The sequence below is a fragment of the Aliamphritea spongicola genome (assembly GCF_017051665.1).
GTDB lineage: Bacteria > Pseudomonadota > Gammaproteobacteria > Pseudomonadales > Balneatricaceae > Amphritea > Amphritea spongicola.
On record NZ_JAFIDL010000003.1, the window covers coordinates 702,986 to 726,549 of the forward strand.

Sequence of the window (23,564 nt, forward strand, 5' to 3'; positions counted from 1 at the left end):
GATTTGTCAGGATATTTGATGTCAGCTTTTTAACCATCATCAATGAGTTTTGAAAACTTATTTGTTGCACTTATTAATATAAATGAGACTTTTGTTATCATAATATAATTGAAAACGTGTAAATCTTGTGTTTTATTTATATTGTCCATTGAGCAATACGCCAATTTAGCGCAATAAAAATAACTAAAGGTATATGCAATGAATAAGCGAGTAAGTGCATCCGGTTCGAATCAGGAAGGGGTTTCCCGCCGGGACTTTTTCCGTGTCGCGTCAACTTATGGTCTGAGTTCTACTATGCTGGCGGCCTCTGCCCTGGGAAGTTTCTCTCTTTCACAGTTGGCACAGGCAGCAGACGATACGTCCAAGAAACGCTATAAGAAAGCCGCGAAACACACCCTGACGTTCGGGGCATCGGGCTTTAACGAAAATAACCTGCTGATCGAGCGTGCGGGTTCAATTGACTTCATTCAGGATGTGGAAGAGCGGACCGACGGTGAAATCCGTATTGAGTTCGTGGGTGACAACCAGATCTGTGGTCAGCTTAACTGTGTGAAAAAGACCCAGCAGGGCATCATTGATATGTTCACGGCATCCACCCAGAACTCCGCCGGTGGTGCTCCATATCTGAACGTACTTGATTACGCCTACATGTTCCCGACCCGGGCGTCTCAGTATCACTTCCTTTATCACCCTGACAGCCAGAAGCTGCTGCGTGATCCGCTGCGTACCCGTCACGGTCTGCAATTCCTGTTCTCACACTGTGAGCTGCGTGGCCTGCAAATGGGCCTTGGCTGGAAAGATAAGCCACTGATTACCAGCATTGATGAACTGCGGGGTACTAAAAACCGCGTAACCGGTACCCAGCTGGGCCGTATTGCGATGCAGCTGCTGGAACTGAATCCGGTACCGATTGCCTGGTCTGAAACCCTGGATGGTCTGAAGCAGGGCCTGATCGACGGTGCAGAAACCTGGGCAGGTGCAGTAGCATACGCCAATATGTCACCGGTAGTTTCCCAGTCAGTGGATCTGCGTTTCTTCTGCGGTACTGAAGCAACTATGATGGACGCCAAGCAGTTCGACAGCTTCAGCGGTGAACTGCAGGATGCTGTAATGGAATCTGCTTACCTGACACAGGTTAAGATTCAGGCAGCCCAGGAAGCGGCGCTGGTGAATACCGTGGGTGCAACCACACCATCATTACCGGGTACGCTGTTCGATGTTCACAACGTACGGGTTGCTGCTTTGTCTGACGAGGAGCGTGCCAAGGCTGAGCGGATCTGTGCGCCTGAGTTCAATCCTGAGCCATGGGAGAAGTGGCGTAACCGTCTGGATAAGTGGTCCGGCGGCCTGGATACCTACGGTTCTATCCATAAAATTGCCCGTGAAATCCCGCGGGACACCCTGGCGGAAAACGTTCAACCCCGCCGCTGGTGGAAGTCAGTTTAAGTTAAAACAATAAAAGCTGACTATGCTGTCATGACCAGGCCCCGGCAGTCAGGCTGCCGGGGCCCTTTCTTTTAATGTGTTCATTTGTTTTCAAAACCGTTGATTGTCCGATCAGCCGTTTTATGGGTGGAGGGCCTGGCTATGTCTCTGGGTTCGATGCTGCGTTATGCAGAACGAAATATCGAAAAATTTATAATTCTTGTGTCCTATACCTCAATGGCGGGCATTATCTTTGTGGAAGTTATCCGACGCTTTTTCTTTAATGAGCAGGCGCCGTGGAGTACCACAATACCTATCTATCTGTTTCTCTGGCTTACCTGGATGGGAGCCTCCTATAACACCTTACGCCGTTCGCATCTGCGCTTCAGTGAAGTTCGTGAGCGGATGCCTTATCAGGGACAGTTTATCTGTCTGATTCTGGATGCCGTGTGCTGGTTTGTGATGGGCGCAGTGGTTATCTATTACTCCGTTGAGCAGGTTTATATCTCGTATGACAACTTTGCCATCGTGCAGGGTACGGACGATGTTATGCAGTGGTGGTTCTATCTGGCAACGCCGCTGGCCTGGGCACTGATTCTGATTCGGGTGATACAGAACCTGCGTCAGGACGTGGATGACTTCAGAAATGGCCGTTCATTAACCACGCAAGCTGCGCTGTTCGACTGAGGAGAATCTGATGGATGGTTTACTGATTACATTGATCAGCCTTGCGGTCACGGCACTGTTTATCGTCGGTGTGCCGATCTTTCTGGTCATTTCTTTATGGGTGGTGGGCGTCAGCCTGGTCATCGATTTTACACTGGCCAACGTAGGGGTAACCTTATACGAAGGCTTAAGTTTCTACGGCCTGCTGGCTTTACCTTTGTTCATTCTTACCGGTGACTTAATCAATGCTGCCGGTATTGCCAAACGGCTTTCTGACTTTGCCTATGCCTGCCTGGGTTGGTTACGCGGTGGTCTGGGGATGGCTTCTCTGGGTGCCTGCGGTATGTTTGCGGCGATTTCCGGGTCGAACTCGGCAACTACTGCGACCATCGGCGGCATCATGCATCCGGAAATGACCAAGGGTAACTACGAAACCAAGTTTGCAGCGGCGACCGTTGCAGCCGGTGGTACGGTGGGGATTATTATTCCGCCGAGTATTATCTTCATTGTGTACGGCTTTATGATGAATCTGCCGATTGGCGATTTATTTATGGCCGGCCTGATTCCGGGGATTCTGATGGTAATCGCCATGCAGCTGGTGTGTTACTGGATCTGTAAGAAGAATGGTTGGGGCAACATTCAGAGCTTTCAGGTTAAGCGTGCTGCTAAGGCGGGTATGCGTGCCTGGTTGGGCTTCCTGGCGATCGGTATCGTTCTGTGGGGGATTTATTCCGGTGCCTTTTCGCCGACGGAAGCGGCGGGTATGACAACCGGTTTCTGTCTGTTGGCAGGGGTACTGGTTACCCGGGAAATCAAGATATCGGCACTGCCGGCTATTCTGATGCGTTCCGGCCAGATCACCGGCATGCTGGCACCATTGATTGCAATTTCGGTGGTGATGCAGCAGGTACTGTCTTTACTGGGCGCGAAGGAGTTTCTGACCGAACTGATCTATATGTTGGGCGGTTACTATCCGATCCTGTTCGCCTGTCTGCTGATTGTATTGCTGGCCGGTACCGTACTGGAAAGCTTGCCTAACACAATTATTCTGGCACCGATTCTGGCACCGATTGCGGCGTCAATCGGGGTAGATCCGATTCATTTTGCCGTACTGTTCCTGATCGGTGATGCGATCGGCTTTATTACACCGCCGTATGGTCTGAACCTGTATGTGGCCAGCAGTATGACGGGGATACCTTATCTGCAGCTGGTACGTTCAACACTGCCGTATCTGTATGCGCTGATGGTAACCTGGGTCGTGGTAGCCTTTTTCCCGAGCATCAGTTTATGGCTGCTAAGCTACACATAGCGGATGCTGGATAAATTAAAGAGTATAAAAGGCGCCTGTGAGGGCGCCTTTTTTGTGTCTGAGAACGGGTAATGGTCAGGACAGTTTTTCATGCAATTCAGGCGTAAGAAATTATTTTTTGTGAAAAGCATTTATAAACAGTTAGTTAGCGTGGTGAGGGAAGCGGTTGTGTAGAGTCGTGTAATTAATTTCAATTAATTGCTTACTGTAATTAATAGTGCTATCTTAATTTTGTCACGTCAAAAAATAACAATAGATTCTGCTTAACCGCAGATCGCAGACAGGCAAAACGGAGATCTATAATGTTCCCGATTAAATCGACATTACGGCGTTGCCTAGCCGCCGTATCACTTATGACTTGCGCCACGCTGGCGCAGGCAGAGTATCCAAGTAAACCCGTTACTCTGATTTCGCCATATGGTCCGGGTGGTGCTGCTGATCTGGCGGCACGAAATCTGGCGGCAGTGGTACCGGATTACCTCGGTGCTGATGTCATTGTGACCAACCGAACCGGTGCCGCCGGTGTGACCGGTTCTGCTTATGTATCCAAGTCCCGTCCGGACGGGCATACATTGCTGCTGGCCCGGGTGGGTTCTCAGGCTGCAGTGCCGGCAATTAACCGCCGTATTCCTTATAAGTGGGACGACTTCACCTTCTTAGGCCTGCTGGAAAAGAATCCCTTTGCGCTGGTGGTGAATGCAGATTCGAAATACAAAACCTTTGATGATCTGGTGAAGGCTGTTAAAGACGGCGAAAAGCTGAGCTATGCCTCGGCCGGTGTCGGTTCACTGCTGCATATCGCCGTAGTGATGATGCTGGATGAACTGGGTTTACCGGCAGGTGCCATGCAACACATTCCGTTCAAAGGGGGTGGTAAGGCGGCTGCAGCACTGACCGGTGGTCACGTGGATGTGATGTTCCAGAACCTCTCCGGTGTCATTGGCGGTATTAAGTCTGGCCAGTTACGGGCCATTGCCGTGACCTCTGAAGAACGTTTCAGTGATGTGGCAGATGTACCTACAGTGGCTGAACTGGGGCACAAAAATCTGGAAGTCATCGTTGGCTGGAGCGCACTGTACGGGCCGAAGAACATGCCTGCTGAAGTAACTGACAAGTGGCGTGATGTTCTGTCTAAAACCAAGCAGGACAATACCTGGATCGAGCAGACCAAGCGTCTGAATTCTATCCCTGATATCCGCAGTTCTGCTGATACCAAGTCATTTGTTGAACAGCAATATACCGGCTTCAAAGACGTTGTTGACCGTCTCGGCCTGGCCATTAAGTAAGCCTGATTACTAAGTAAACCAATACCCGAAGCGACTCAGCTTCATTCGGCCCGGAATTGTCTTCCGGGCCGGCACTACCGAATAAAGTCTGTGGCGTGACAACGCAAGGCGCAGGTATACCCTGACGCCCGGACGAATGTACTGATGACAACGAGAAAAAGGTACTAATGATGTCGTCTAAGCAAGAAAGACCCAATATTGTTCTGATCATGGCGGATCAGCTGACCCCGTCAGTATTACCTGCCTATGGTCATAAAACGGTTAAAGCACCGCATATCCAGGCACTGGCCGATAATGGCGTGGTGTTTGAAAACGCCTACTGTAATTTCCCGCTGTGTGTGCCTTCCCGGGCATCTATGATGGCGGGGCGGTTAGCCAATAACATTGAGTGCTGGGATAACGCTACCGAAATGCCGGGGCAAATTCCGACACTGGCCCATTATCTGCGGGGCAGCGGTTATCACACGGTTCTGTGCGGCAAAATGCATTTTGTCGGCCCTGATCAGGTGCACGGTTTTAATGAGCGGATTACCACGGATATTTATCCGTCTAATTTCTCCTGGGTACCGGACTGGATTGAAGGTGAAAAGTACCGGCCGACCGGCATTAATATGAGCGCCGTGGTGGATTCCGGCAAATGTGTCCGCAGTTTACAGATGGACTACGACGATGAAGTGGAATATGCCGGGGTGCAGAAAATCCACGATCTGGCCCGTTTCCAGAATGATAAACCCTTTTTCCTGACGGTATCGTTTACCCATCCGCATTCCCCGTACATCATTACTGAAGAGTACTGGGACCGTTACGATCACGATGAAATTGAAATGCCGACGGTTGATCCGATCCCGGTTGAGGAGCTGGATCAGCACAGTAAGTGGCTGCACTACGCGCACGCGCAGGAAAAGCATGATGTGACCGATGAAAACATCAGAACCTCCCGCCATGCCTATTACGGTATGACCAGTTATATCGACGATAAAGTCGGCAATATCATGAATACCCTGAAGGCCACCGGGCAGGACAAAAATACCGTGGTGATTCTGACCGCGGATCACGGTGAAATGCTGGGTGAGCGGGGGATGTGGTATAAGCAAAGCTTCTTTGAAAACTCCGTACGGGTGCCGTTTATTGTCTGCTATCCGGAAGGTTATGAAGCGGCGCGGATTAAGGAAAACGTATCCCTGGTGGATCTGTTGCCGACGCTGGTGGACATTGCCACCGACGGAGATATGCCTGAGTTCGCCTCACCGATGGACGGTAATTCACTGACCGGCCTGCTGACAGGCGACCGTTCCGGCTGGAGTGATGTGGTGATCTCTGAATACACCGGCGAAGGGGTGGTTGAGCCCTGCCGTATGGTGAAGAAGGGCAGCCTGAAGTTCATGTATACCCATAATTATCCTGATCAGTTATTCGATCTGGAAAGCGATCCGCTGGAGCTGAATAACCTGGCGGATACGCCGGATTATGCCGCGATTCAGGCTGAACTGAAGGCGATCTGTCTGGATGGCTGGGACCCTGAAGATATCAAGCGCCGGGCAATTGCGACCCAGAAAGAACGCTGGTTAATCAAAAATACTACCAATGAACAGGATGACAGCTGGGCCTATGAAGTGAAGCACAGTAAAGATGCCCGCTACGTGCGGCACATCGGTGCGGTGCAGACCAAGGCAAAAGCCCGTTATCCGTATGTTGAGCCGACACCGTTTAAACCTGAATAAGCGGTGTTATGACGCCGGGTATTGCCCGGCGTCTGTTTTTCCGGGGGCTGTTTTTAGCTGTTTGTAACCAGACAATTAAACACAGCGACCTGCCAGCAACCCAGACAAATCAGATAAACCAGATGTTTACATACCCTGGTATGTAAGGGCCCGTGAGGTGAGTGTATGTCCAGCCCTGTTGAATTTAATCCTGCCAATACCTTTCACAGCCAGCCGGCAACGCCGTTTCATGTGCTGGCCAAGCCCACGGGGCCGAAGTGTAATCTGCAATGTGAGTACTGCTTCTATAAGGAAAAGGAAGACAACGTTTACCTTGAAGAACGTAAAGCGAATTCTCTTAATATGGATGAGTTGCTGCTTGAGCAATATGTGCCGGAATATATCCGCAGCCAACAACATGCTCCGGGTAAAGAGATCAATTTTCTCTGGCAGGGGGGCGAGCCGACCATGCGGGGGCTGGCGTATTTTGAGAAAGCGGTGGCGTTGCAGAAGCAATATTGTCCGGAAGATAAGGTTATCCATAACCATTTTCAGACTAACGGCATTCTGATTAATGAGGCCTGGGCACAGTTTTTTGCCGAGCATGGGTTCCTGATCGGACTGAGTATCGACGGGCCGAAGGAGATTCATGACAAGTACCGTAAAACCCTCAAAGGCGGTGGCAGCTTCGACAAGGTCATGAAAGGGCTTAACTGGCTTAAGGAATATGACGTGCCTTTTAACACCATGACGGTAATTGGCAGACATAACCAGAACGCCGGGGCTGAAGTTTACCGTGCCCTGCGGGACATGGGCTCTGAGAACATGCAGTTCATCCCGTTGGTGGAACGCTTTGACCCGCAACAGCATCTGTCTGCTCCGCCGGATCAGGGGGAGCAGAAATATCATAAGGTCACGAAGTGGAGTGTCACGGAAGGGGGGTATGGCCGCTTTATGAATGATGCCTTTGATGAATGGATCAAGGCTGATGTGGGGAAGGTGTCAGTACAATTGTTCGATGTGCAGCTGGAGATCTGGCTGGGTAAACCTTCCAGTCTGTGTATCTACACCAAAAACTGTGGCGGCGGTGTGGTCATGGAGCATAACGGTGATGTGTATTCCTGCGATCATTATGTGTATCCGGAATACAAATTGGGCAATGCCTATGAAACATCGCTGGAAAGCATGGCGTTATCTGCAGAGCAGCAGGCGTTTGGGGCAGCGAAATATGAAACTCTGCCGGATAAATGCCTTAGCTGTGATTATCAGAAAGCCTGTTATGGCGGTTGTCCGAAGCACCGTTTCAATGAAACCCACGATGGCACCTACGGACTGAACTACCTGTGTAAATCCTATATGGCGTTCTTTGAGCATGCCGGCCCCTGGATTCATCAGATGGCACAGTTGATCCGTCACGGGCGCTCGGCGGCGGATATCATGCAGCATCCGCAAATCCGCGCCCGCCGGGAAGGAATACAGGTGGTAGATCCGGGCAGTGTCAGCCGCAATGGCCCCTGTGTCTGTGGCAGCGGTAAGAAGTTTAAACGTTGCTGTGGCAGGGTATAACTCAGGGATACGAGTAAAAAATACCCTGTGGCAGATATACATGGGCAACCCGGGTAAAGAAGTAATACAGCACCACCGGCAATATGATGGCCAGTGGCAGCAGTACTTTCAGACGGCGCTCACCGCCCAGCCCCATCAGGGCCAGTAATGCCAATACTGAGCTGAGCAAAATGCCTATATGGTCAATCAGCCAGTAATAACAGAAAAATATACCCACGGCGGCGCAGAGAACGATAGTACGTGGTCCGTCCAGCGGATATGTATCGGTAGATTCTGTGGATAATGAATCGGTTTTCTTTGTCGGGCTACAGCGTTGTCTGCGCCGGGCAACCAGCCCCTGAAACAGGATTACCGTACTGGTGAACAGCAGAATACCCATGATGATGTTTGGCCAGAATGCCGGCGAAAGGGCCAGGCTGTCCAGTTGCTGTGGCACCACGATAAAGCGGGGAATCAGATAAAAAATTCCGCTGAGCGCCAGGGTTATGCCTGCCAGACCAATGCCAATATCTTTTTTGTACATTCAGAGCTTCAGTCGGTATCCGTTAGTTGGCTAAGTTCTATATCCCGGCTGGCGAGAAACTCGTTGAAAGCCAGGTAAATAGCCGCCTGTTCAGGGCTGACGTTGCTGACAAGAATGTTTGCCTGCAGGTTATCACCGCTGCTGCATTCCTGACTGTCGTCGTGACGGAAGTTATCCAGTACGCCATCGATATAGGCAGGAACCGTCGCCATCGGGCCTGCCAGCAGGATTGTTTCCGGCTGCAACAGAGTATCGACAACATCAATGGTCTGGCTGAGCATCTGGCCGGCGTGATAAAAGGCATCGGTGGCGGCCTGATCACCGCCGACAGATGCACTTTTCAACTGCATCAGAGTATCGGCTGCCCGGCGGCCACTGGTGAGATCCGCTTCTCCGGTCAGTTTACTGAGCACAGCGATACCTGCCGCGACCTCGTCCAGCAACAGGGTGGATTCGGCCTTATCCGCCTGATGCAAACGTAACTTGCCGATCTGGCCAGCAGAGAAACGCACTCCGCGGCGCAACTGGTTATCCAGTAACAGGCTGGCACCCATCCGCAATGAAGCGTTGAGCATCACCACGTTACGCTGGCCTTTGGTAATGCCGAAACGGGTCTCGGCAAGATTAAGGGCGTTAGGGACGGTTTCTACGCAGATAGGAATGCCCAGCCGTTCGGACATCAGTGGCGCAATGTCCATTTCTCCCCAGTCCATCGTTGAAGAGAACAGCAGACGGCCGGATTTAGGTTCAACTGCACCGCCAATGGCCACACCGCCGCCGATCAGTTGCTGCCGGTTTATGCCTGATTCTTCGATCATTGTCTGCGCCGCTTCAATGATCCTGTTGAGTACGTCATTCGGATCGTCGACGCATTCCAGTGCCAGTTGCTGGCGGGCAATGATGTTGTTATCCAGTCCGGACAGGCTGACCCACTGAGCGAAAGCGTTAATGCTGATACCGATAACGTATGCGCCGGTGGGGTTGAGGTTAAGCTCAATCAAACGACGTCCCGAGCGGTTCTGGGGGATTGAAGCGCTGCTTTCAACCACCAGGCCTGCATTGATCAGGTCACGGGTGATGCGTGACACGGATGCGCCGGTTAATGCCGTGCGTTCGGCGATCTCTGTCCGGGCGATAGGGGCATTGTAAAGTATTTCTGCTAATACACTGCGGCGGTTTGCACGGCCTAAATCGACACGGGAACGCTGCTGTTCGCTGGACATGAGTGGCTCCAATCCGGAAAAGTACTGATGGATGCGTACTTATTGCTTACTGAAAGTAATATAAGTAACAATAATGCTTTCTGCCATTGGGTTCAACGCAGGGCGGGGTATTTAATCTCCCTGCGGGAAAAGAAGGAATGTTTTGAAATCTGATAGTTACGAATCATATGGTTATCCGGTTTTTCCTGTTAGTGACCAGTTGTTTAGCGGGCCGGCAGCGCTTTGCCTGCCTGTTTGGATGAAAAATAATCGGTTTGATTTTCTTGCAGGTTGAAGGTCTTTTAGCTATAAATAATAAATTACTTACTGTAAGTAATTAGATTAAAGAGCTTAAGCGGCTCTTAAACGATCAAAAAATGCGCAACACAATAACAATAAGAGGGCTGTACTTTGAGAAATTCCACTGAGAGAAAAGCCATGAACGCCGGCCTGACCGGTGGCTGTTATCACAGCAGTGGCGTAGCTGCTGAGTCTGGTTATACACACTCAGCGAATGAATATTCAGGCCAAAACAGGGAGGAAGGGTTATGCTGACTCCCAGAGCCTGGGATCTGATCATCGGCAGTGGCGTTGTCGCGCTGGCGCTGTTGGGATTACTGGCGATTATTCCGTCCGGAGTGGTGTTACCCGGCGGTGTTGAAATTGCCGCATTATCGCCGGATTTCTGGCCACAGATTGTCATGATTTGCCTGGCGATTGCCGGCGCGATCGTTTTGTTTCAGGGCATGTTTCCGGCGGGTAACCGGGATGACGAAGATGAGGGTGAGTCACTGTCATTCGGCGTAGCATCACTGAAACTGGCGACGGCGATTCTGGCGGTGTTTGTGTATTACTTTGCAATTACTCACCTTGGCATTGTGGTTTCGTCCTGTGTTGTCTTATTGGGACTCATGCTTCTGGGCGGCGAACGCCGGCTGAAAATATTGCTGCCGACAGCGGTGATTCTGCCGGTATTGCTGTATTACTTCTTTACCTATGTAGCCAATGTGCCGCTGCCCCTGGGTATGTTTCAGTCATAGTACGGATGTGCATTGGGAGATAATAAAAAATGTTTGAAAATATAGCTGATGCATTTGTCCTGTTTCTGAACTGGGACAATGTTCTTGCAGTGTTTGCCGGGGTGCTGATCGGGACCATAACCGGTGCGATTCCGGGTATGACCACGCCGATGGGTGTCGCGCTGGTACTGCCATTTACCTTTTCACTGAATCCGGTGACCGGCATCCTGCTGTTACTGGGGGTGTATAAAGGCGGACTTTATGGCGGTTCCATTACTGCCATTCTGATTAAGGCGCCGGGTACACCGGCCGCGGCCTGTACAGTTCTGGACGGCTTTCCTTTATCCCGCAAGGGGGAGGCCCGTAAGGCGCTGGATATCGCACTTTATGCTTCTGTTTTTGCAGATTTTATGTCGAATCTGGCGCTGATTCTGCTGGCCGGTTTTCTGGCAAGTTTTGCTTTGCAGTTCGGCCCGCCGGAATTCTTTACCCTGATCATTTTTGCCCTGACGATTATTGCCGGTGTATCCGGTGACCGTCTGGCGATGGGGGTTATCTCAGCCTGTCTGGGGCTGATACTGGCCACTGTCGGCCTGGACATTGTTTACGGAACCGAGCGTTTCGTATTCAACGAATATGAACTGATGGCCGGTCTGAACTTTATTCCGGTATTAATTGGTCTGTTCGCATTGCCGGAAATTCTCAATCACTTTACCAAGCCGGTATTCCAGGATCTGGAAACCAATGCGCTGAAAGGGGCACATGCGACCTTTGCGGATTTTAAGCGTTGCTTTAAATCGATCTTCCGCGGCAGTTTATTTGGCGTTGTCCTCGGTGCTATTCCGGGGATTGGCGGCGCACCGGCTGCTTTCCTGTCCTACAGTGAGGCCAAGCGCACGTCTCCCCGTTCTGACAATTTCGGTAAAGGTGAAATCGAAGGGGTGGCCGCAGCAGAAGCCGGTAATAACGGTGTTGCCGGGGCAACCATGATTCCGTTACTGGCACTGGGTGTTCCTGGGGATGTAATCACGGCGGTTATTCTGGGGGCCTTTATGATCCACGGCCTGACACCGGGGCCGATCATGTTCCAGAACAATATCGATATGATCTATGCGATCTTCATTGGCATCATGCTCAGTTCCGCCTATCTGTTCCTGATCGGTAAATTGTCGATTAAGTACATCAGTAAAATTTCAGATGTACCTAACCGGGTGCTGTATCCGGTGGTGCTGATCCTTTGCACCTATGGTGCCTATGCCGTGAATAACAACCTGTTTGATGTACTGGTGATGCTGGTGATGGGGCTGGTGGGCTTTACCCTGTTGCGTCTGGATATCCCGACGGCACCTTTCCTGATTGCTTTCGTGCTGGGGCCGTTGCTGGAAGATAACTTCCGTCAGTCACTGCTGCTATCAGAAGGCAGCGTGGATATTTTTGTGCGCAGCCCGATCTGTATCGTGTTCTGGTGTCTGACGGCAATTACGCTGGGTATGCTGGTTAAGAGCTATTTCAGTAAGCCTAAACCAATGACCACCGCTGAAAGTGGTCGCTGATTTTAATCTGGAGCCCCCGGCATGCCGGGGGTGGAGGCTGTTATATGTATAACAAAATCTGTGTCGCAGTAGACGGTTCGGATACGTCTTTTCTGGCTGTTAAATCGGCGGCAAAGCTGGCTGCTCAGCTGGGCGCTGAGTTACTGGTCGTGCATGTTATCCGCAATATGAAAATCCCCCGTGAGCTGAAGCGCTTTGTTAAGCAAAACTCACTGGATCAGCTTCGGCAGGAAGCACTGGAAGGGGCGGGTAAGGAAATTGTTGAGCACGCTTCAGGTATCGCTAAAGAGATGGGGCTGGACAGCTGCGATCAGGCAATTGTTCAGGGGGACCCTGCCGGTGCCATCGTTGCAGCGGCTGACAGCCATGAATGTGATCTTATCGTGGTGGGCACACGGGGGCTTGGGCAGGTGGAAGGCATGCTCATAGGTAGCATTTCCCGCAAGATCACGTCAATTGCCCGTGTGAATGTACTGGTCGTGAAGTAAACCTTCACACCTGTCTTACCGCTCAGAGATGACAGGCCTGGGCGGTTGTACCGGCTGCGGCTAAACAGCCGGTATCTGTCGACCTGCCAGAAATATCAACATTTAAATTTTTACAGTGCTGTTGCGCTGCGGGTTCGCTCGTTCCGGATTTGGTGTTTCTGCTAATAAAAACAATTAGGTAAATACTGATGGCTGAAATAAACATGCAAAACTCTGTGGAAAATGAGGCGCTTGGTAAGAAGCTGTTCTCAATGATTGTGGTGGCCGATACCCACCTCAGTGAGCAGGATATGGTGTCTAACTCACCGTTTCCGGTGAACCGTCTGGCGAATGGCCGGATGAAACATGTGGTGCAAGACATTAACGCACTGGCGCCGGACTTTGTGATTAATCTCGGAGATCTGATTCATCCGGTGCCCGGCGTACCCCATGCTTATAAAGATGCGGTTGAGCGCTTTCTGGAGCAAACCGCCAACTTAAATTGCCCCCAGCATCTGGTACCGGGTAATCATGACGTGGGGGATAAACCCATCGACTGGGCCCCGGCCGGGGTGGTGTGTGATGATTATCTGGCCCTGTGGGAAGAGTATTTTGGTCCGCATTATTATGCCTTTGAACATAAAGGCATACATTTTCTGGTGGTGAATGCGTCGGTGATTAATACCGGTATGTCGGCAGAAGCCGCACAGCAGGAGTGGCTGGAGAATTATCTGCAGCAGCACATAGGCGAGCGCTTTTTTATCAATATTCATTACCCGCCGTTTCTCACCGAGCCTTCTGAGCCTGAGCACTACGACAACATTGCTGAGCCCGGGCGCAGTTGGTTGCTGGGGCTGATGGATCAGTATGAGGTTGAAGCTCTGTTTGCCGGGCACGTACACAACTTCTGGTACAACCGCTTTGGGGCAACGGATTGTTATCTGCTGCCTTCAACAGCCTTTGTTCGCCAGGATTACAGTGAAATGTACCGGGTACCGCCGCTGGAAGGTGAGGAGCATGGCCGTAACGAAGATGCCAAGCTTGGGTACCTGCAGGTGAATGTTTATGAGCATGGTCATGTGTGTCACAGCATCCGCACCTATGGTCAGTTGGGAGGTGAGCAAACTGTACTGCCTGCCGAAGCTCGCTGTACGCCGGTGCATCCGTTGGAGCAAAGTCATGCACCGCTGGGATTTGATTTGCGACAGACCTGGTCTGAAGTATTGGAAATCCCCCCTTCCGGCGGGCTGGATGAATTCATCCGTAAACCGGTTCGTAACGACTATCCACTGATGGCGCTATGGGAAATGGGCGTGAAGAAACTGCGGGTACCCTTGCATGATCTGCAGGATGATTATGTTCGTGAGCGGATGGCGGTATTAAAGCAGCATGGCCATGAATTCACTGTGTTCAGTTTTGGCCTGCTGAATGAAGCTGAACGGAATTGTTTGCTACAGCATCAGGCATTGGTACACAGTTGGGAAGTGGCATATGCCAGTCAGGATCTGGATAAAGTGGCGGGGCAGTTACGGCATCTCAAACCTGAGCTTGATGTGCCCGTGTATCTTTCCCGGTTACATACCCATGCAGATGTGAAGCAAAGCGGTGACCGGTATTTTCATGTGATTAATCATGGATTTAAACTGGATGATCAGGCCCGGATGCAGGAGGTACTGGACAGCTGTTTGCTGGACGGCGTGATCAGCGGTTTTGTGTTACGGATCGGTCTCAATCAGTCACCTTCAGATGCAGTGGCTGCAGCAGCAGACATCGCCGCAACAATGAGGCTGCGGTTCTCGCTTCACCTGCGGCTCGCGGGGGAAAACCCAGCCGAAGCTAATTATGATGACGCGGCGATTGCCCGGCGAATCGCCAGCAGCCTGATTGCGGCTAAAGCGCAAAGCAGCGTTGATGTGTTTGTGGATACCTTTGCCGATAATGACCGTGGTTATTTTGTTAAAAACGGTGTGGTAGACCGCCGTTATAATCCCCGCAGTGCCAGTCTGGTGGTCAGTAATCTGTATTCAGAGCTGATGGGTGCGAGCAACCTACGGTCAATAGGCAGTCAGAAGGTTGACCATGGGGAAGTGCAGCTGTTCAGCAGTGACCAGCAGGTGTTTGCACTGGTATTGCCGGAGCAGCCTGTGTATCTCAAACGGATCAGTATGCCCTGCAAAGTTGAAGGTGCCGCCCGGCTGGCGGATCTGACCAAAGGTGAAGTGATGCCGTTGCAATGGCAGCAGGAGAATAACGGCCTGAAGCTGGATTCAGAAGTACTTTACCGGCACCCCTGTCTGATTCGCTGGCAAAAGGGATAAGGGCTACAGGCTAAAAAAAAACGCAGCGTTTAGGCTGCGTTTTCTGTATCTGAAGTGGCTTACTTCATTTCTTCAATCTGGCGGCGCAGATCGTCGATCTTGGAGGTCATCACTTTTTCCAGGTGATCCAGATCTTTAATCATGCGTTGCTTAGGATCCATATTACTGTCTTTTTCACGCATTGCATTCAGTTGTTTGAGCTCATCGATTGCGTGCATCAGTTCAGGGTTAATGCTTTCCATCTGATCGAAAGCCTTGGAGTTACGGGCTTCGATTGGCAGGAAGTTACGGCCGCGCATGAAAGAAAACTTCTTGCTGCGGGACAGTAATGAACCTTTTGGACGCTTGTAGTAGATCTTGAGTACATCTACTTCGCCCTGGTGCTGTACAGTGTATTTATCGATGTTTTCGACAGAGGTAATGCCCATCTTAGTCAGGGTAGGATACTTAGACATTATTGCGTGTTCTCATTCAGGGGTTATCATCGCTTGGATAACCGGGCTCAAAAAATATGTTATTCATCCGGGCATTACAGTAACAATATTATCATTACTACCGCAATGGCTACTGTACTCAGTATAGATGAGGCTTTGCCGGTACGGAGCACTCAGACCGTAGCCAGCGAACCGGAACCCTGTACTTCTTGTGGAAGCGCGTTGTGCCGGTAATCATGGATTACATGTTTCTTATTATTTGAGCTGAGACAGCTGAGGGAAGCTTTGTTCAGTGGGCTGAACGTGTTTCTTTAGGACTGTTTCAGGTATGCCGTCCGATCTGTGTATCTGGGGGAACTCTCTGCAGAACCCGCTGCTGGCAGCGTGGTTACTGTGGAGACACACAGATCCTGCCGGACGATGGCGCGTATTCTATGCTCATACCTTAGTAGGGCTTAGGGCCAGTATTTTGTTTGAAATGGCACCAGAAACCAAGCGGTTTCCGGTGCCGGGAAGGGCAGGCCAAAAAGGCCTTTAGCGTGAGCGGCGGCCGTATTTGGCGATCATCTGCAGAATCTCTTTAAAGACTCCGTTTTCCAAACGTTCAGGCAGTTCCAGCGCCAGGCTGTGGCGGTAATAAGTACTCAGATCCAGACCGAAGCCCAGCGCATAGAGTTCAATATCACCGCGGGTTTCCAGCATGCCGGCGACCTGTTGCAGGTGGTTATCCAGATAATCTTCCGGGTTGTTCTGGTTGGTGGCGGTTTCCATCGGGCAACCGTCGGACAGAACAATCAGAATACGCCGTTCTTCTGAACGGGCGGTCATCCGGTCAGCAGCCCACAGCAGGGCTTCGCCGTCGATACCTTCACGGAACAGACTTGGCTTAAGCATGGCTGCCATGTCCAGCCGGGCCCGCTTGATTGGCGTGTCGGCGTCTTTATAAATAATGTGTTCCAGTTCCGTCAGGCGGCCCGGATTTTCCGGTTTGCCACGGCGCTGCCATTGTTTATAAATTTTGCCGCCCTGCCAGCCCCGGGTAGTGAAGCCCAGCACTTCGGTGCTGGCACCGGCCTGTTCCAGCGCCCGACACATGATTTCCATCAGTGTGGCAATGGAGGCAATATGGGTTTTCATCGAACCGGTGTTATCCATCAGGAAAGTCACCAAACAATTACTTTTTGGCTGGTAGCGTTCACGACGGAAAATCTGCCGGTATTCCGGTGATGTCACCAGACGGGTCAGACGCTTGGCATCCAGATGGCCAGATTCTTCACCGAAGTTCCAGCCGTCCAGTTCCGGCGACGACAGAATCGCTGCCAGATCACGGGCCAGGCGGGGCACGTTAACCCCCTGACCTTTAATGCGCTGTTCCAGTTCTTCACGCAGGCGAATACGCTGATCTTCAGACACCAGCTTGCTGGCGTGGATGACCCGGTCATTTTCAGTGGAATAAATTTTGTATTTTTCCAGCTGCAGCATGAGTTCCCGGTAATCCGTGGCGGTGACCTGCGGGCCGTTGACCCCCATGGTACCTTCCAGACCGGCATCCGGATAAAGGATCAGGCCAAAGCTGTTAACCAGCTCTTCCATATCCTCATCGGAGGTATCGTCGTCGTTGTCTTCACCTTTATAGGCTTCAACCAGCTCATCAACCACCGCGATGATCCCCAGCGCCTGTTCAGCATAGGCAGCCTGATCGTGGTTCATCTTGCGAATGTTGGTCATGTACTTGCCGGTGTGAGGCGCCAGCATCATCCGCTGGGGCTCGATCAGCTCTTCGGTGATTTCCATCACGTGGTTGAGTGTCAGACGGCTCCAGAACATCTGGCCAATGGTATACACCAGCAGGCCCACATGGCTTTCTGTCAGACCGGACGAGTGGAACTGAAAGCACCACTGCTCAAAGCGGTGTTGCAGGTTCGCTTTCATACCCGGATAGCAGTCAGGTACCAGAGACTCGACCCGCAGTTGCTCCATCAGCTCGAATAACAGCTGACCTACTGCGGTTTTCGGAATCAGGGAACGGTGCAGTTCAATGTCGCTGAGTTGCAGGCGCAGGGCGATGCCGTCGGCGGCGCCCCGGAAAGAACCGAAGTCATCGCTGTTCAGATCCGGCTGCAGGTGCGGGGCACGGATACCGGAAGGCTTACCGCCAATTTCCGGCCGGCGGCCACGGAAACGAAACTGAGGTTCGTTCGCGGCGGCACGTACAATGGCACCACAGATCTCTTCAACCTGTTGCTGCAGTTTTTCGACCCGGGGAGCGTTTTCCTTTTCTTCCCTGCCCAGTTCGGACATTTCCAACTTAGTGCTGGCCATCTGCCATTACCTCAGCAGCCTGATGGGCCCAGGATTCAGACAGTTCCTGGTTAAAGCAGCGTTGGAAGAATTCAGCGATCATCGGCTTCTCAGCTTCGTCACACTTGTTCAGGAATGACAGACGGAAGGCAATGGCCGGGTTGTTAAAGATTTCGATGTTTTCCGCCCAGGAAATAACGGTACGCGGAGACATCAGGGTAGAGATGTCGCCAGCAGCGAAGCTCTTACGGGTCAGGTCGGCAACGGCGATCATGGATTCAACCAGCTGCTGGCCTTTTTCATCGTTGAAGCTTGGCAGACGGGACTGGACGATTTTCACTTCGTCAGCCGTTGGCAGATAGTTCAGGGTGGTCACAATGTTCCAGCGGTCCATCTGCGCCTGGTTGATCATCTGAGTACCGTGGTACAGACCGGTGCTGTTACCCAGACCGACGGTGTTTGCTGTAGCAAACAGACGGAAGTGGCTGTGAGGATGAATAACTTCGTTCTGATCCAGCAGGGTGAACTTACCGTCACGCTCCAGAATACGCTGGATAACGAACATTACGTCAGGACGGCCGGCGTCAAACTCATCAAAAATCAGCGCAGTCGGGCGGCGCAGTGCCCATGGCACAATGCCTTCCTGGAATTCAGTAATCTGCTTACCGTCACGCAGTACGATGGTGTCTTTACCCACCAGGTCCAGACGGCTGATGTGGCCATCCAGGTTGATACGTACACAAGGCCAGTTCAGACGGGCAGCTACCTGTTCGATGTGAGTGGATTTACCGGTACCGTGCAGGCCCTGAACCATGACGCGGCGGTCACGGCTGAAGCCGGCCAGAATGGCCAGAGTCACTTCAGGGTTAAACTGGTAGGCAGTATCGATTTCCGGGACGTGATCATCACGCTCGCTGAACGCCGGTACTTTAAGGTTCGTGTCGATGCCGAAAACATCGCGTACTGAAATCATGATATCCGGTTGTTGTACTTTAATATCGGACATATTCCTACCTGTTAAATGTTGGTGTTAAAGGTGCTGCAAGGTGCTTGTCGGCAAAATCAGGCACATAAAACGGTTTGTTATTAAGTGGCGTATTTATCTGCTGAAAGCACAGAACTGTAAACATCATAAGAGACAAATTACGCCGATTATGGATGTAGTGTACTGTAGGCGTAAAGGATGGGCCTGTGCCAGATTTTACCTTTGCATATGGCCAACCGTTCTATATGGCTAAAGGGGTAGGCCAAAAGGTTATGAAAGCGCGCTGTAAGGGGCAAAGCAGGTGAGGGGGAAGACGCTCACCTGCGCAGAAGAGATCTGACCGAAACCGGATTCAGAAGGTGCTGACGACTAGGCTGGCGCCGATGATGATCAGCAGGAAGAATGCCAGGCGGCGCATATTCGGTGTCGTTAGCGGTGGCGGATAACGTTTGCCCACCCAGGTAAAGAACATCACCACCGGGATACACAGCACGGAATAGATCAGCATATCCCAGGTCAGGCCACCCTGAATGCCAACGATGGCGGTACGGGCGACGGAGCTGCTGAGAAAGATTGTCATCAGGCACAGGCGAATGGTCAGCAGTTCGAATGGCTGGCGATAAAACAGATACACCAGCGGTGGCCCCGCCATACTAAACAGGCCGGCCAGAAAACCGGCGGTGGCGCCGGAGGCGGTGAACGCCAGATCCGGGGACGGTTTTTCCAGCGGCTGGGGTTTAAGCATGATCATCAGGCCACCGAGAATGATGGTGATCCCCAGTAACAGCTGTAGCAGTTCACTGAATTCTTCACTCATGTAATCCAGCAAAATCAGACCGGCGATAACTCCGGGCAGAATGCCGGCGGTGGTCAGCATGACCTTGCGCCAGTCTACCGCCTTGAGATTACCTTTCAGTGCGAACAGGCCGTTAATCAGCGTCACGGCACTGATCACCACCGCCGTAAAGGCAATCGGTACCAGATTAATGGCGGTGACAGTGCCCATCACAATCATGCCCAGCGCAAAGCCGGTCACAGTCTGTACGTAGGTTGCAAATGCAATGATGCCGGTAAATGCCAGCAGGGTTATGAGGTCCATCAGATACCTGTCGATTATTCCAATAAGCTAAAGGCGACACATGGATGTTGTTATTGGAATCAGGTCGCGGGGAAAAACGGGGCGCAATCATACGCGGTAACGGATAGCTAAAACAACCCCCCGGTAAGCAGTGTGTTGGTCAGCATGAAGCAGTGGAATCTGTTTGCGACCTGTTTCGGAGCGGGATGATTCGTTTTCAGACAGCTTTTTGACTAGTGTTTAGTTTTATTAAACCTTACATATAAAAGGTTTAAATATCATTGAAGGTATAGTCAGATATATGATGAAAACAGATAACTAATAACTTTACGGAATAAACCGGGCTGATCAGAACACATCTCAACAACAGATTCTGACAGACGGTGTATTACGTCAGCGGGCAGTTCCGGCTCTGAGGTGAGAGCGGACGGCACGCTTTGCCTGCCAATATTTAAGCGGGCGCTGCAGCAGAATTTTGCACAGGAACCGGGGAATAGCGTTTTCCGGTTCTTGTTATAAGCTTATAGCTTTATGTTTTACGTGTGGGGAGTGAGGCCCCGCCGCTTTCAGCAAGCCTTGGTCCCATAAGGGATTTATGACTGGCCTTTGCCTGAGAGCAGTGCAATTTCTAGCATGTTTGGCAGCATCGGGTTTTTTCAGGTTTGAATTGTGTATCCACGGCAAACCGGAAAACGCCTCAGCCAAACAATAAAAAATTCACATTAAGTGAATCGCACCTGAGCCGGCAGTACGGTTCAATGTTAGGGTGATAATAAATATGACAAGCCAAGCCAGTAAGATTCCGGTCGCTTCGGGTCTGCCAGAATTTGAAGATCGCGCGAATCAGGAGACCAAGTACACAACGTGTTACATGTGTGCCTGCCGTTGCGGTATCAAAGTAACTGTTGAAGATAACAAGGTTCGCTTCATCCAGGGTAACCCGAACCACCCGATCAACAAGGGTGTGCTTTGTGCAAAGGGTAACTCCGGTATCATGAAGCAGTACTCTCCTGCGAAACTGAGTTCCCCTCTGCTGCGTAAGCCGGGTACCGAGCGTGGTGCCGGTGAATTCGAAGAAATTTCCTGGGATCAGGCACTGGATATTATGGAGAAGCGTCTTTCTCATATCCGTGCTACCGATCCGCGCAAACTTGCTTACTTTACCGGCCGCGATCAGATGCAGGCCCTGACAGGTATGTGGGCAAGCCAGTTTGGTACTTACAACTGGGCGGCACACGGCGGTTTCTGCTCTGTAAACATGGCAGCCGGCGGCCTGTACACCATGGGCCACGCTTTCTGGGAATTCGGTGATCCGGACTGGGATAACACCAAATACTTCATGATGTGGGGTGTGGCGGAAGACCACAGCTCTAACCCGATTAAACTGGGCCTGAAAAAGCTGAAAGAGCGCGGTGCCAAGTTTGTTGCGGTTAACCCGGTACGTACCGGTTACCAGGCAATCGCCGATGAGTGGGTTGCGATCCGTCCGGGCACCGATGCCGTACTGGCACTGTCTATGGTTCACGTCCTGCTGAAGAATCAGCTGGTTGATGATGAATTCCTGATCCGTTACACCAACTCTGCACAGCTGGTTGTTCATTCGCCGGGTGAAGTGGGTGACGGCCTGTTCTACCGCGGTGAAGGCGTTAAGAACATGGAAGGCGAGCCACAGGTATGGGATCTGGTGAAAGAAGAGTTCGTAGATGCGAACCTGCCGGATATCAACCCTGCACTGTTCGGTGAATTCACTGCACCGGATGGCCGCAAACTGCGTACTGCAATGAGCATCATGCTGGATAAGTATCTGGATGAGCAGTATGCCCCTGAAAACGCGGCGAAAGAATGTGGCGTAGCCGCAGAAGACATTGAGCGCATGGCGCTGGAAATGGCGCACGTTGCATTTAAAGAAACCATCACCATTGATGTTGAGTGGACTGACTGGGCTGGCCGTAAGCAGGACAAGTTCATCGGTCGTCCGGTTTCCATGCACGCGATGCGTGGTATCTCTGCACACTCTAACGGTTTCCAGACCTGCCGCGCGATTCACCTGCTGCAAGTACTGCTGGGTACCGTTGACTGCCCGGGTGGCCACCTGGCCAAGCCGCCGTTCCCGAAACACATTCCGCCTGGAATCAAGCCGGCGAAAGAATGTGCGCCAAACACGCCGCTTAAGTCACCACCACTGGGCTTCCCAACCTGCCCTGAAGATCTGGCGATTGATGAAAACGGTAACCCGCTGCGTATCGATAAGGCATACAGCTGGGATGCACCGGTTTCCTGCCACGGTCTGATGCACATGGTGATCAGCAACGCGGTTAAGGGCGATCCGTATGAAATCGACACCCTGATGCTGTTCATGGCGAACATGGCCTGGAACTCCAGCATGAACACGGCACAGACCATGGACATGCTGACCGCTAAGAAAGACAGCGGTGAATACAAGATTCCGTTCATCATTTGTTCTGATGCATTTAACTCAGAAATGGTGGCGTACTCTGATCTGGTACTGCCGGATACCACGTACCTGGAACGTTTCGATACTATCTCGATGCTGGACCGTCCGATCTCTGAGCCGCACGCGGCCTGTGACTCGGTACGTATTCCTGTGGTACAGCCTGACCGTGACGTAATGTCCTGGCAGGAAGTCATGGTTGAAATGGCGGGCCGTCTGGGCTTCCCAGCATTCACTAAAGAAGGCGGTGAGCGTAAGTACTCTTCGTACAAAGACTTCATCGTGAACTTCGAGAAAGAGCCGGGTATCGGCTTCCTGGCGGGTTACCGCGGTAAGGATGGCGAGAAGTCCCTGCGCGGTGAGCCAAACCCACGTCAGTGGGAAGCGTACGAAGAGAACGAAGGTTTCTTCGAAATGCACCTGGAGCCAAACCAGCGTTACATGCGTCACGCTAACCTGGATTACCTGACACTGGCTAAAGAAGCGGCCTGGGTCGGTTCTACCAAGCAGATCGTGATCGAGCTGTACTCTGAGAAGATTCAGTCGTTCCGTCTGGCGGGTCAGGGTCTGTACGATGGCCCGATGCCAACTGAAGAGCATCACAAAGAGCGTCTGGTGAAGTACTTCGATCCGCTGCCAACCTACTACATGCCGTTGGAAGAACAGCGTATTGATCGCGATGAGTACCCGTACCACGCAGTAAACCAGCGTCCAATGTTCATGTACCACAGCTGGGACAGCCAGAATGCCTGGTTGCGTCAGATCATGTCGCAGAACTACCTGTTCATGAACCGTGTTGCTGCGGAACGTGACGGTATCGAAGATCTGTCCTGGGTATGGGTTGAATCCCACAACGGCAAGATCCGTGTTCAGGTTAAGCTGATGGAAGGCACCAACGAGCAAACCGTCTGGACCTGGAACGCAATTGCCAAGCGTGGCGGTGCATGGGGTCTGTCCGACGATGCTAACGAAGCTACCGATGGCTTCCTGATGAATCACCTTATCTCCGAACTGCTGCCGCAGAAGGGCGATGTTAACGACCGCGTTACCAATTCTGATCCGGTTACCGGTCAGGCGGCATGGTATGACCTGCGCGTTAAGATCACTCCGGCTGCTCCGGGCGAAACTGGCTCATGGCCAAGCTTCAGCGCACTGAAGCCTCAGCCAAATGCTAAGCCTTCACCGGATATGCTGAGCTATGCGTCGCACAAGAACGTTAATCTGGTTCGCCCGATGTCAGACATTCTGACACGTGGTGAGAAGTAACTGCAGACGGAGAA

At 51.7% G+C, this 23,564-nt stretch carries 17 protein-coding genes; 11 read left to right on the forward strand and 6 right to left on the reverse strand.

Going from position 1 to position 23,564, the window contains the following annotated elements:
- Window positions 1–198 precede the first annotated feature (198 nt).
- The 6 genes from JYB63_RS13200 to JYB63_RS23380 all read left to right on the forward strand — a co-directional run bounded on the left by JYB63_RS13200 (window position 199) and on the right by JYB63_RS23380 (window position 7,952).
- Window positions 199–1,446: a TRAP transporter substrate-binding protein gene (locus JYB63_RS13200; RefSeq protein ID WP_205658312.1), complete on the forward strand. Its 1,248-nt coding sequence runs from the start codon at window positions 199–201 to the stop codon at window positions 1,444–1,446.
- Window positions 1,447–1,587: 141 nt separating this feature from the next.
- A complete protein-coding gene (locus JYB63_RS13205) occupies window positions 1,588–2,112 on the forward strand; it encodes a TRAP transporter small permease (RefSeq protein ID WP_205658313.1) in 525 nt (174 codons plus the stop codon).
- Between the two features lie 10 nt (window positions 2,113–2,122).
- Window positions 2,123–3,400 carry a TRAP transporter large permease gene (locus JYB63_RS13210; protein WP_205658314.1) on the forward strand — a complete coding sequence of 426 codons (1,278 nt, stop codon included), beginning with the start codon at window positions 2,123–2,125 and terminating at the stop codon, window positions 3,398–3,400.
- A gap of 353 nt (window positions 3,401–3,753) precedes the next feature.
- A complete protein-coding gene (locus JYB63_RS13215; protein ID WP_205658315.1) occupies window positions 3,754–4,686 on the forward strand; it encodes a Bug family tripartite tricarboxylate transporter substrate binding protein in 933 nt (310 codons plus the stop codon).
- A 170-nt stretch (window positions 4,687–4,856) separates the two neighbouring features.
- Window positions 4,857–6,407, forward strand: a complete 1,551-nt coding sequence (gene betC, locus JYB63_RS13220; protein ID WP_205658316.1) for a choline-sulfatase — start codon at window positions 4,857–4,859, stop codon at window positions 6,405–6,407.
- 165 nt (window positions 6,408–6,572) lie between these two features.
- Window positions 6,573–7,952: an anaerobic sulfatase maturase gene (locus tag JYB63_RS23380; RefSeq protein WP_272873573.1), complete on the forward strand. Its 1,380-nt coding sequence runs from the start codon at window positions 6,573–6,575 to the stop codon at window positions 7,950–7,952.
- Between the two features lies 1 nt (window position 7,953).
- On the opposite strand, the gene JYB63_RS13230 is transcribed toward JYB63_RS23380, so the two are convergent.
- Both JYB63_RS13230 and JYB63_RS13235 read right to left on the reverse strand, forming a co-directional pair.
- Window positions 7,954–8,475 (reverse strand): tripartite tricarboxylate transporter TctB family protein, encoded by a 522-nt coding sequence (locus tag JYB63_RS13230; protein WP_205658317.1) that lies wholly within the window; start codon window positions 8,473–8,475, stop codon window positions 7,954–7,956.
- Window positions 8,476–8,483: 8 nt separating this feature from the next.
- On the reverse strand, window positions 8,484–9,698 hold the full coding sequence (locus tag JYB63_RS13235; RefSeq protein WP_205658318.1) for an ROK family transcriptional regulator: 1,215 nt from the start codon (window positions 9,696–9,698) through the stop codon (window positions 8,484–8,486).
- Between the two features lie 527 nt (window positions 9,699–10,225).
- Between JYB63_RS13235 and JYB63_RS13240 the strand changes: the two genes are divergently transcribed.
- The 4 genes from JYB63_RS13240 to JYB63_RS13255 all read left to right on the forward strand — a co-directional run bounded on the left by JYB63_RS13240 (window position 10,226) and on the right by JYB63_RS13255 (window position 15,034).
- On the forward strand, window positions 10,226–10,717 hold the full coding sequence (locus JYB63_RS13240) for a tripartite tricarboxylate transporter TctB family protein (protein WP_205658319.1): 492 nt from the start codon (window positions 10,226–10,228) through the stop codon (window positions 10,715–10,717).
- A gap of 29 nt (window positions 10,718–10,746) precedes the next feature.
- Window positions 10,747–12,249 (forward strand): tripartite tricarboxylate transporter permease, encoded by a 1,503-nt coding sequence (locus JYB63_RS13245; protein ID WP_205658320.1) that lies wholly within the window; start codon window positions 10,747–10,749, stop codon window positions 12,247–12,249.
- 44 nt (window positions 12,250–12,293) lie between these two features.
- A complete protein-coding gene (locus tag JYB63_RS13250; RefSeq protein ID WP_205658321.1) occupies window positions 12,294–12,737 on the forward strand; it encodes a universal stress protein in 444 nt (147 codons plus the stop codon).
- Window positions 12,738–12,925: 188 nt separating this feature from the next.
- On the forward strand, window positions 12,926–15,034 hold the full coding sequence (locus tag JYB63_RS13255; protein ID WP_205658322.1) for a metallophosphoesterase family protein: 2,109 nt from the start codon (window positions 12,926–12,928) through the stop codon (window positions 15,032–15,034).
- A 59-nt stretch (window positions 15,035–15,093) separates the two neighbouring features.
- Here the strand turns inward: JYB63_RS13255 and JYB63_RS13260 are convergent, their stop codons facing one another.
- The 4 genes from JYB63_RS13260 to JYB63_RS13275 all read right to left on the reverse strand — a co-directional run bounded on the left by JYB63_RS13260 (window position 15,094) and on the right by JYB63_RS13275 (window position 19,853).
- Window positions 15,094–15,489 carry a DUF3461 family protein gene (locus JYB63_RS13260; protein ID WP_205658323.1) on the reverse strand — a complete coding sequence of 132 codons (396 nt, stop codon included), beginning with the start codon at window positions 15,487–15,489 and terminating at the stop codon, window positions 15,094–15,096.
- Between the two features lie 513 nt (window positions 15,490–16,002).
- Window positions 16,003–17,790, reverse strand: a complete 1,788-nt coding sequence (locus JYB63_RS13265) for a cobaltochelatase CobT-related protein (RefSeq protein WP_205658324.1) — start codon at window positions 17,788–17,790, stop codon at window positions 16,003–16,005.
- Window positions 17,777–18,775, reverse strand: a complete 999-nt coding sequence (locus tag JYB63_RS13270) for an AAA family ATPase (protein WP_205658325.1) — start codon at window positions 18,773–18,775, stop codon at window positions 17,777–17,779. Before JYB63_RS13270 ends, JYB63_RS13265 begins: the two co-directional genes overlap by 14 nt.
- A 331-nt stretch (window positions 18,776–19,106) precedes the next feature.
- Window positions 19,107–19,853 carry a sulfite exporter TauE/SafE family protein gene (locus tag JYB63_RS13275; protein WP_205658326.1) on the reverse strand — a complete coding sequence of 249 codons (747 nt, stop codon included), beginning with the start codon at window positions 19,851–19,853 and terminating at the stop codon, window positions 19,107–19,109.
- A gap of 757 nt (window positions 19,854–20,610) precedes the next feature.
- Here JYB63_RS13275 and JYB63_RS13280 point away from each other — a divergent pair.
- Entirely contained in the window at window positions 20,611–23,550 is a 2,940-nt protein-coding gene (locus tag JYB63_RS13280; RefSeq protein ID WP_205658327.1) for a molybdopterin oxidoreductase family protein, read from the forward strand.
- Window positions 23,551–23,564 lie beyond the last annotated feature (14 nt).